Consider the following 10,722-nt stretch of genomic DNA (forward strand, 5'->3'; position numbering starts at 1 on the left):
CTTCGCCCTTTCATGTACTCCGGCGCCATCGTGAAGGCCGGGTTCCAGCGGCGCCACGCACGGGACGCTCAACGTCTCAAGCGTGGCGCTCAGGACTTCCCACAACCCCTGAAACGTGTGAAGGCCCCCTTCCCCCCGGGCTGAGCCGGGGGGGAAGGGGGCCTTCACACGCTAAAGAGGGTCTTACGCCTTCATACGGCGCTGCCGCGGGTCGAAAGCGTCCCGCAGGCCGTCACCGATGAAGTTGATCGTCAGCGAGATCAGCACCAGCACGATGAACGGGCCGAAGAACAGCGCCGGCCGGTTCTGCAGCTGCGCGTAGTTCTCGAGGATGACGCGGCCGAGCGAGGTGTCCGGCAGCTGCACCCCCAGCCCGATGAAGGACAGCGCCGCCTCGATCAGCACGGCCTGCGCGACCGCGAGGGTCGCGTTGACCGTGATCAGGCCGACCATGTTCGGCACCAGGTGCTTGAACACGATGTGGAAGGTCCCGGCGCCGGACGCGCGGGCGGCGTCCACGAACTCACGCTGGGACAGCGACATCGCCTCGGCCCTGGCGATACGCGCGATCGGCATCCAGCCGAACGCCGCCAGCACCATCGCGACGATGTACCAGCTGCCGCCACCGAACACCTTCGCCAGGATGGCGGCGGCGGCGATCTGCGGGACGATCAGGAACAGGTCCGTCACGCGCGAGATCGCGGAGTCGGTGAAGCCGCGCAGGTAGCCCGCCATCGCACCGAAGATCGTGCCGATGGTGGTCGCGATGATCGACACCACGAGCGCGATCAGCAGCGAGTACTGGGTGCCGCGCAGGATCTGCGACACCATCTCCTTGCCGACCTGCGTCGTCCCGAGCGGATAGTCCGCGCTGGGCTTCGCGAAGGACGGGAAGGAGCTGTCCTCGTAGCTGTGCGGCCAGAAGATCGGCATGATGATGACGGTCAGCACGAGCAGCAGCAGGATGCCCGTGCAGATCATCGCCAGCTTGTGCCGCAGGAACTTGCGCAGGACCAGCTTGCCCTGGCTCCGGGGTTCGGGCAGGGCCTCTTCCGGAAGCGTGCCATCGGCGGACTTGGAGTCTTCCGCCGCGATAAGGGAATTCAAGTCAGCCAACGCGAATCCTCGGGTCCAGGATGCCGTACATCAGGTCAGCGATCAGGTTGGCGACGATGATGCTGCTGGCGATGAGCACCAGCCACCCCATCATCACCTGGGTATCGCTCTTGACCACGGCCTCGACTAGCAGCTTGCCCATGCCGTTCCAGTTGAACACCGTCTCGGTGATGATCGCGCCCGAGAGCACGGCGCCGAAGTTGACGGAGAACAGGGTGGTCACCGGGATGAGCGCGTTCCGGAAGGCGTGACGGAAGATGACCCGGCCGTTGGCGAGGCCCTTGGCGCGCGCCGTCCGCACGTAGTCCGCGTTCAGCGTCTCCAGCATCGAAGCGCGCTGGAACCGGCTGTAGGCGGCGAAGCTGATCGCCATGATGGACAACGTCGGTAGCAGATACGCGCCCACATAACTCGCCAGGAAACCGCCTGGACCGTCGAAGTTCAGCGATTCCGGGCTCGTGGTGCGGATCCAGGGATTACCGAGCACATCGGACAGGCCCAGGTCCCGGACCCAGCCGTTGAACTGGATCGCGTAGCCCTTCAGCACGATGGCGACACAGAAGATCGGCATCGAGAACAGCAGGAAGGCCAGCGTGGTGGCGATGTAGTCGATGATCGAGTACTGCTTGACCGCCGCGACCACACCGACCAGGACGCCGAGGATGAGCGCGAGGATCTCGGCTCCGACGACCAGCTTCAAGGTGACCTCGAACGCGGCCATGACCTTCGGGAACACCGGGGCCTGCGCGTTGCCCTGTGCGATGGAAACGCCCCAGTCGCCGGTGATGAAGTTGCCGAGCCAAGTGAAGTACCGGGGCACGATGCTCTGGTCAAGCCCGAGCTGCGAGGCCATCTGGGCGATGGCTTCCTTGCTCATGGCCGGGTTGCTCTTCATCTCGGCGAGCGGGTCACCGGTGCCGGCGACCATGACGAAACACAGGAAAGTCCCGACCAACAGGACGGGAATCGATATCGCCAGACGGCGAAGAATGTAGATCACCAGGTTCAACGAACTGCTCCTCATCCGGGCCTGGTCGCCGAAGTGCTGGACCGCTGCCCGGTTGTCCACCGTAGTGGCGGTAACCCTACGGTCAACAGCTACTTCCGGCTGGTACGGGGGCCCGGCTTGTGGCCGGGCCCCCTACCACCAGGATCGCGTAAGCGAGTGGTGAAAAAGCGGGGCGGAAGCCCTACTTCTTCTGCTCCCACTCACCGACGTTCCACAGGACACCGTTGTACGACTGCATGTAAGTGCGGTCGATGCCCTTGAACGCCCACATGGACGGGGTCTGGAACAGCGGCAGGGTCGCGTACTCGTCCGCGATCGCCTGGTCGGCCTTCTGGTAGCTCTCCAGCTGGACCGCCTCGTCGGTGGCCTTCACGGCCGCCTCGAAGGAGGAGTCGATCGTCGGGTTCGAGAGACCCTGGTAGTTCTGGCTGCTGTCGTCGACACGGGTGATGTAGATCGACTTCTGCTCGGCCTTGAACGGAGCGGCGGACCAGCCGAAGAGCGCGGCGTCGTAGTCGCTGGCCGCGAGACGGCCACCCTTCAGGAAGTTGGCGTCCTGGTCGTCCGTGATCTCGATGCCGGCGGCCTTGGCCTGCGAGATGATGATCTCGACGGTCTGCTGGCGGCGGGTGTTCTGGTTGTGCGAGATCTTGAACGACGCGCGCTGGCCGTCCTTGGCGAAGATGCCGTCGCCACCCTTGACCCAGCCGGCGTCGGTCAGCGTCTTGGCCGCGGCCTCGGCGCCCAGACCGGCCTTGCTGCTGTACAGGTCCTTGAAGCCCTGCTCGCCCGGCATGAACACGATGCTGTTCAGCGGGGTCGCGTCGGCCTGGACCTCCTTCAGCAGCTTGTCGGTGATCTCCTGGCGGTTGACGACCTCGAAGAACGCCTTGCGCAGGTTCTTGTCCTTGAACATGCGCTTGTAGTTCAGGTCGATGTGCTCGAAGGTCAGCTGCGAGGCCGAACCGTAGGTCACACCCTGGGCGGCGAGGCCCTTCATGGTGTTGGCGGCGGTGGCGTCGGGCTGGGTCGAAGCGGCGATGTCGATCTCACCGTTCTGCAGCGCGGTCGCCATGGCCTTGGTGTCCTCCATCGCCTTCACGACGATCTTGGAGGGGCCACCCTTGCCACCGATCCAGTTCGGGTTCTTCTCGAGCGTGACGGCCTTCTGGTTGGCGTCGAACGCGGTGATCTTGTACGGACCCGAAGCCGGCATGTCCTCGGCCTTGAAGGCCTTGAAGCCGTTGGTCCAGAACTCACCGGCGGCCTTGAGCTGCGCCGGGTCGCTGGTCGGGGTCAGCTTGGTGATGTCGGGGACGTTCGACCGCTTCTCGACGATGTGCGCCGGCATGATCGCGGTGGAGTTGAACAGACCCTTGTAGTCCAGGTACGGCTCGGTGTACTTGGTCTCGAAGGTCAGGTCGTCCTTACAGGTCGCCTCGTTGATCAGCTGGTAGCCGGTCGTCGAAGCGGCGAGGAAGGCCTGCTTGCCGTCGGAGGTCTTCGCCTTGCCGGAGTGCGCCAGCCACGACAGGTACATGTCGTCGCAGTCGAACGCCTCGTTGTCCGACCACTTGACGTTCGGCTTGATCTTGTAGACGACGGTCTGCGGCGACTTGGAGGTGACCTCCCAGGAGTCGAAGACGTCGTTGTTCAGCAGCACCTTGTTGTTGCCGTCGAGCACATCGGCACCGGCGAGCACGGCGGTCAGGATGTAGGTGTTGTACGACGTGTTGGTGTCAGGCGTGTCGTTGTTGTAGCCCGAGTACCCGTCGTCGATACCCACCGTGACGGTGCCTTCGTACCCCTTGGTGTCCGCGAGCTTGAAGTTCTCGCCGTTCTGCGCCTTACCGACCGCCATGCTCTTGATGTCGGTCGACGACCCGTTCTGGTCGGTACTGCCGCTGTCGCCACCGCTGCATGCGCTCAGCACAAGCGCGGAGGCCGCGACCAGCGACCAGGCGGAGACTGCCTTGGACTTCCTCATGAAGTGTGCCCTCCTAGCACTGGGCTCCTGAGATCGGAACAGGACCCCACACCGCTCCGGTGAGATGGCCCGGAGCCTATGACACGCCAAGCAACACTCATTTGGCGCACTGCCGGTGCACGCTAGAAAGGAAATGCACGAACAGTCACCAGTTCCGGGGCGATCGTGACCAAAGGGTAACTTGCGGCTGACATCAAGAAATACAGTGGTTACCTTGAGGAATCAGTCCGCCACTCGAACGTGCCGGGAAAGGTCACCCTCCAGGGTCGGACTCGGACTCGAAACGGCTACTTCGGCCCCCTCGTCCAGTTCACCGCCGACCCGAAAGGGCCCACCATAGGAGGACCAGCGGTTACTCCGGAAATACCAGAGCCGATGGCGAGGGTATCGGCCAGCTGGAACAACGGAATGGCAACATTCCGACGCCACAATTCCGGTTCGAGGGCCGAAAGCGTGTCGGCGACCGGGGCCGCCCCGGTCAGGGCCGCGTCGATCGACGGCTGCAGCGCCGGGTCGCAGAAGCCCAGCGGGTTCCCCGGCACGACGGCCTTGGTCTTGTCGGCGAGCTGATCGGGGCGGCAGCCGAAGGCCGACGCCAGCACCGACGCGACGTCCGCACCGCCGGTGACCTGGCCGATCACCGCGATGTCGATGCCGACGTTGCCCGCGCCCTCCGGGGTCGTCTGCTGGACCCCGTTGAGCACCGGCATGGCCAGCAGCGTCGAGAACAGCTCCCTCGGCTGCGGCGCGATCGCGTTGACCTCGATCCCCGCGGCCACCAGCTGCGCCGTCAGCTCCTTGGCGATCGTCGCGTACGGCTCCTGTTTGGCGGGCGAGGCGACGACCAGCGAAAGGTTCTTCCCGTTCTTGCGCCAGGTCCCGGCTTCCTTGGTGTAGCCGGCGGATTTGAGCAGTTCCTCGCCCCTGGCCGGATCCGCGGCCGACGGCGGGCCCGGGGCCGGGATCGTCGGCTGGAAGCCCGGGGCCGACGGGACGCGGACCTGGGCGTCGGCGTGGAGCTTGTCCGACGGGCCGCCCTCCGCCGCCTCGGTGATCAGCTTGCCGCGGTCGATCAGCGCGGTGACGCCTTCGCGCACCTTGGGATCCGACAGCGTCGCGCTCACCGGCCGCAGGAGGATCTGCGCGACCGTGGGGCGGGCGACCGTGTGCAGCTGGACGGCCGAGCCGAGTTCGCCGAGCCGTTTGAGGCCGGTGCCGTCGGTCCTGGTCATCGCGAACTGGTCGTTGCCGCTGCGCAGGGCGGCCAGTATGCCCTCCTGATCGGCCGCACGGAGCACGATCCGGTCGAGGGCGGAGGGTTTCTCCCAATAGCGCTCGTTGCGCTCCAGGACGACCTCTCCGCGCGCCGTGTCGAGGCCCTTGATCGAGTACGGGCCGCCGACCGCCGGGAACGCCGTCGCCAGCGCGCCCTGCCAGCCGTTCGGGGCGTCCTTGAGCAGATGGGCGGGCAGCAGGTTCGAGAAGAGCGTCTGCCAGCCCGGGTACGGCTTCGCGAAGGTGACCTCGACGCGCTTGCCGCCTTCACGCGACTGGATGTCCGAGATCAGCCGGTAGCCCGCCGCGCCGATGGTGCCGGGCTGGTCGCGCATCGCTTCGCGGAGGTAGGCGAAGTCCTCGGCGGCGATCGGCGCGCTGTCGGACCAGGAGGCGTCCGGCCGGATCGTGTACGCGACCGTGAACGGCTGCTGCGAGATGACCTCGGCGGACTTCATCAGGCTCTTGTCCAGCTCGAAGCTGCCGTCGTCCTTCGGGCGGAACACCGACGGGAGCAGCAGCTGCGAAAGCGCCGACGTCACCTGGGAGGCGTCGGCGAGGACGTGCGGGTTGTAGCCGCCGAGGACGTCGTCCACCCCCACGACGACCTGCGAAGGCGTCTTCGTGGTCGACGTGCTCACCGGCGAGGCCGAGGAGCTGACCACGGGCGGGGGCGGGGTGTTGCTGCAGGCGGCGAGGAGCACGGCCGCGCACGCCAGAACGGGTGCCGCTGTGGTCGCTAACCGCACGCCTGGATCCTCCTGGTTTGTCCCTCGCCCCGTCGCCATACAGCTATCACGCCGGACATGGCCTCGGCAGCGAGATTCCCATATCGGCCCGGTCGTCGCCCGACCGGATGCCGCCCTCCTCCGGTGGACGTCCGGGAGGCCTCCTGGGTTCCTGCCCCGCCGGCAGTTTTCTGGCCCCGCCGAACCGGGCCCGTCCTGCAATGGGTTCCGCGACCCGGAACATTCCGGAACGGCGGCCGGAATGTTCGCCGCCGGACGATTCACCGAAGGAAACGATCGTCATCGCGAGTCCTATCCGGACGCATTTCGGATCTTTTGTTTCGTGTCGTGTCCGATCCGTGTTCTCGGCGCGCCTCGCACCGCAACACTTCTCGCGGCGGCATGACGCCGTTCCGGCGTTGTGAACACCGTCCGAAAAGGAGATCGGCTTTCCCTTCGGAATTGTCGAGAAAGGACTTGCTCTCACGAAGACCGCCCGATCGAATACGGTGCGTGACCGGCTGTGCGGCCGAAAAGACGAAGGGCGCCTACTCACGGTGAGTGAGCAGGCGCCCTTCGGCGTCGACTGTGCGGATCAGCCGCGGTTCTTCATCTTGTTGCGCTCCTTGGCGCGCTGGTTGACGTCCAGCGTGACCTTGCGGATGCGGACGACGTCGGGGGCGACCTCGACGCACTCGTCGACGGAGCAGAACTCCAGCGCCTCCTCCAGGCCCATCTTGCGCGGGCGGGCCAGCGTCTCCATCACGTCGGCGGAGGACTGACGCATGTTGGTCAGCTTCTTCTCCTTGGTGATGTTGATGTCGAGGTCCTCGGCACGCGGGTTCTCACCGACGACCATGCCCTCGTACACCTCGGCGCCCGGCTCCACGAAGAAGGTGCCGCGGTCGGCGAGCTGGATCATCGCGTACGCGGTGATGGGGCCCGAGCGGTCGGCGACCAGGGAGCCGGAGTGACGGGTGCGGATCTCGCCCGCCCACGGGAAGTACCCCTCGAACACGTGGTTCGCGATACCGGTGCCGCGGGTCTCGGTGAGGAAGTCGGTGCGGAAGCCGATCAGGCCGCGCGCCGGGAGGACGTAGTCGAGCTTGATGCGGCCGGTGCCGTGCCCGCCCATGTGCTCCATGCGGCCCTTGCGGGCGGCCAGCAGCTGCGTGATGCCGCCGAGGTGCTCCTCCGGGGCGTCGATCGACAGGCGCTCGAACGGCTCGTGCAGCTTGCCGTCGATCGTCTTGGTGACCACCTGCGGCTTGCCGACGGTCAGCTCGAAGCCCTCACGGCGCATCTGCTCGACGAGGATCGCCAGCGCCAGCTCGCCACGACCCTGGACCTCCCAGGTGTCGGGGCGCTCGGTCGGCAGCACCTTGATGCTGACGTTACCGATCAGCTCCTGGTCCAGCCGGGCCTTGACCAGACGCGCGGTGACCTTGTCGCCGCCGCTGCGGCCTGCCAGCGGCGAGGTGTTGACACCGATGGTCATCGAGATGGCGGGCTCGTCGACGGCGATCCGGGGCAGCGCCTCGGGGTTCTCGACGTCGGCGAGAGTGTCGCCGATGGTGATGTCGGGGATGCCCGCGATGGCGACCAGTTCGCCCGCGCTGGCCTCGGTCGCCGGGACGCGGGTGAGCGCCTCGGTGACCAGCAGTTCGGAGATCCGGACGTTCTGGATGCTGCCGTCCTCGCGCATCCAGGCCACGGTCTGGCCCTTGCGCAGGTTGCCGGAGTGGATGCGGATCAGCGCGATCCGGCCGAGGAAGTTCGACGCGTCGAGGTTGGTGACCAGCGCGCGCAGCGGGCCTTCCTTGTCCGCGAAGGGCGGCGGCACGTGGCGCAGCAGGGTCTCGAACAGCGGGTCGAGGTTCTCGCTCTCGGGCACCGCGCCGTCGGCGGGCTGCTCGAGGCTCGCCTTGCCCGACCGGGCGGAGGCGAAGACGACCGGGAGGTCGAGGATCGCGTCGAGATCGGCGTCCTCGATGTCACCGGCCAGGTCGAGCAGGAGGTCGTGGGTCTCCTCGACGACCTCGGAGATCCGGGCGTCGGGCCGGTCGGTCTTGTTGACGACCAGGATCACCGGCAGACCGGCCTCGAGGGTCTTGCGGAGCACGAACCGGGTCTGCGGGAGCGGGCCTTCACTGGCGTCCACCAGCAGCACGACACCGTCCACCATGGCCAGTCCGCGCTCGACCTCGCCGCCGAAGTCGGCGTGGCCGGGGGTGTCGATGACGTTGATGGTCACCGGGCCGTTCTCGGTCTCGCGGTGGATGGAGGTGTTCTTCGCGAGGATGGTGATGCCCTTTTCCCGCTCGAGCTCTCCGGAGTCCATCACGCGATCGACGAGTTCGGCGCGCTCTTCGAACGCGCCGGACTGCCGGAGCATGGCGTCGACGAGGGTCGTCTTGCCGTGGTCGACGTGTGCGACGATGGCGACGTTGCGCAGGTCGGGCCGGGTCTTGCCGGACGAGCGGCCGGCATCGACTGCGGTGGCGCTGGCTGCGGGCACGCGAGGGCTCCAAAGGTTTCAAGTTCGGGTGTGGTGGCCCGCGCCGCCCCGATCGCTCAACTCACGCGATCAGGTAACGTCGGCCGACTTTGGCCATACGCGGACCACACCAGCGTACCTGTAGCCGAACTGTGAGCACCCCCACGCCCCAAGATCGGTTAGCCTCACCTAACGTGAAGGCGTCGCCGACGCAGTCCGATCAAGGAGCGCGAGTGGGCAAGAAACTACCCGACGACCCGCACAAGCTCGTGCGCAAATGGATGAAGTCGGGCAAGGTCAAGAAGAAATGCTGCCGTTCGAAGTCACGATGCGGCAAATGCCCCGTTCTCGCCCTGAAAAAGGCGAAAACGAAGATCGCGAAAGCGGCTTGACCGCGTTGTCGTCAATGATCGTCAGTGCACCACCGCCTCGTTGACCATCCGCAGTTCCGGCGCGGTTCTGGTCGGCGAGAACTCGATCACCTCGTAGGCGGCCATGTGCTTGATCGAAAAGGGGTCGGTCGCGAGGATCGCGTCCAGCTTTCCCCTGGCCATGGGCCTGGTGATGATGACGCCGCCGATGCGCGGATTGCGCCTGCCGGAGGCGAGGAAATTGCCGTGCTCGTACTGCTTGGTCAGCCAATCGGCGTGATCCGGGAGCACATAGTCGATTTCTTCGATAGGGGCGGTGTAGGTCAACAGGACGACATACATGAGATGAAGGTAGACCCGGATCACCAATGTGACAGGCGTACTGGATCAGCCGATACGAAGTATTGACGCCACGTGCCCGGAATGAGTGAAATCACCTGCATTTCGTCCCCTGGACGCGGTACTTCGGCGTCGAACTACCGAATCCAGAGGACGAACCGCGGGCCACTCTGTAGGATATATCGCATGCGCGCGCAGAACGCCCAGTGGTGGCCGCCCTCCGGCGGCCCCGACGTCCTGCGCTGAACCAGACCAGCGCACCACCAGGCCGCCCCACCGGGCGGCCTTTTTCGTGCCCGGACCCTGGGGCGGCCCGAATCCGGAAGGAAGAAGGCAGATGATCAGGTTGTCCGGGATCACCCCGTCCGGCCATGTCCACGTCGGGAACCACCTGGGGGCCATTCGGCGCTGGGCGGACGAGGGCGGGCCGGACGACCTGTACTTCGTCTCCGACCTGCACGCCATGACGAACTCGCACAATCCGGCGAAACTGCGCTCGATGGCGTCGGAGCAGCTGGCCGTGCTGATCGCGGCCGGGATCGAGCCGGACCGCGTGTTCGTGCAATCCGACATAGCCCGCGAACTGGGCGCCCTCAACTGGGTCCTCGAATGCACCTGCAACTACGGCGAGGCCGCCAGGATGATCCAGTTCAAGGAGAAGTCGAAGGGACAGGCCGGGGTCCGGCTCTCCCTGCTGACCTATCCGGTGCTGATGGCGGCCGACATCCTGCTCCAGGGCGCGGACGAGGTCCCGGTCGGCGAGGACCAGCGGCAGCACGTCGAACTGGCGAGAACGCTGGCCAAACGGTTCAACTCCACCTACGGCGACGTGTTCACCATGCCGAAGGCGGTCCTGCCGCCCGCCGGGGCGCGGGTCATGGACCTCGCCGAGCCGACGCGGAAGATGTCGAAGTCCACGCGGGACGAAGCCGGGGTCGTCTTCCTCCTCGACGAAGCCGACCAGGTCAGGCGGAAGATCAAACGCGCGAAGACCGACGGCGGATCGACGCCCGCGTACGCGCCGGAAACCCGGCCGGGGATGGCGAACCTGCTGGACATCCTCGCGGCGTGCACCCGGGAGAAGCCCGAAGACCTCGCCGAGCGCTTCGACTCCTACGGCCAGGTCAAAGAGGCTGTCGCCGAGGCGCTCATCGAGGAGCTGCGGCCGGTCCGGGAGCGCGCCCTGGCGCTGCTCGCCGACCCCGGGGAGCTGGAGCGGGTCCGCAAGGCGGGCGCCGTCCGGGCGGCGGAACGCGGTGAGCACCGGCTCCAGTCCGCGCTGCGTCTCATCGGTGCCGGCTGAAAGACGCGCCGGCTGACGTTCCGGCTGACGTTCCGTGAAGGCCTCCTTGAGGGACTCTGGGTCCCTCAAGGAGGCCTTCACGGACTTGCGAGCAGGG

8 protein-coding genes are annotated in these 10,722 nt (G+C 66.3%); 2 read left to right on the forward strand and 6 right to left on the reverse strand.

The features are described from left to right. Positions 1 to 183: 183 nt before the first annotated feature. The 5 genes from AB0N89_RS36575 to typA form a co-directional block, all read right to left on the reverse strand. The gene (locus tag AB0N89_RS36575; protein WP_364214788.1) at positions 184 to 1,116 is read right to left on the reverse strand and encodes an ABC transporter permease; all 933 of its coding nucleotides are present in this window, start codon (positions 1,114 to 1,116) and stop codon (positions 184 to 186) included. Continuing rightward, positions 1,109 to 2,125, reverse strand: coding sequence for an ABC transporter permease (locus AB0N89_RS36580; protein WP_364214810.1), 1,017 nt, complete (start codon positions 2,123 to 2,125; stop codon positions 1,109 to 1,111). The genes AB0N89_RS36575 and AB0N89_RS36580 overlap by 8 nt, the downstream gene beginning before the upstream one ends. Positions 2,126 to 2,306: 181 nt before the next feature. Continuing rightward, positions 2,307 to 4,112, reverse strand: a complete 1,806-nt coding sequence (locus AB0N89_RS36585) for an ABC transporter family substrate-binding protein (RefSeq protein WP_364214791.1) — start codon at positions 4,110 to 4,112, stop codon at positions 2,307 to 2,309. 287 nt (positions 4,113 to 4,399) lie between these two features. Further along, the gene (locus AB0N89_RS36590; RefSeq protein ID WP_364214794.1) at positions 4,400 to 6,136 is read right to left on the reverse strand and encodes an ABC transporter family substrate-binding protein; all 1,737 of its coding nucleotides are present in this window, start codon (positions 6,134 to 6,136) and stop codon (positions 4,400 to 4,402) included. A 574-nt stretch (positions 6,137 to 6,710) separates the two neighbouring features. Further along, positions 6,711 to 8,633 carry a translational GTPase TypA gene (gene typA, locus AB0N89_RS36595; protein WP_038508522.1) on the reverse strand — a complete coding sequence of 641 codons (1,923 nt, stop codon included), beginning with the start codon at positions 8,631 to 8,633 and terminating at the stop codon, positions 6,711 to 6,713. Positions 8,634 to 8,845: 212 nt separating this feature from the next. On the opposite strand from typA, the gene AB0N89_RS36600 reads away from it, so the two are divergent. After that, on the forward strand, positions 8,846 to 9,004 hold the full coding sequence (locus AB0N89_RS36600; protein WP_007028942.1) for a hypothetical protein: 159 nt from the start codon (positions 8,846 to 8,848) through the stop codon (positions 9,002 to 9,004). 21 nt (positions 9,005 to 9,025) lie between these two features. On the opposite strand, the gene AB0N89_RS36605 is transcribed toward AB0N89_RS36600, so the two are convergent. Next, on the reverse strand, positions 9,026 to 9,325 hold the full coding sequence (locus AB0N89_RS36605; protein WP_364214798.1) for a YciI family protein: 300 nt from the start codon (positions 9,323 to 9,325) through the stop codon (positions 9,026 to 9,028). Positions 9,326 to 9,659: 334 nt separating this feature from the next. Between AB0N89_RS36605 and trpS the strand changes: the two genes are divergently transcribed. Beyond that, positions 9,660 to 10,625 (forward strand): tryptophan--tRNA ligase, encoded by a 966-nt coding sequence (gene trpS / locus AB0N89_RS36610; RefSeq protein WP_364214801.1) that lies wholly within the window; start codon positions 9,660 to 9,662, stop codon positions 10,623 to 10,625. Positions 10,626 to 10,722: the final 97 nt, after the last annotated feature.

Source organism: Amycolatopsis sp. NPDC089917 (assembly GCF_040684635.1).
Taxonomy (GTDB): Bacteria; Actinomycetota; Actinomycetes; order Mycobacteriales; family Pseudonocardiaceae; genus Amycolatopsis.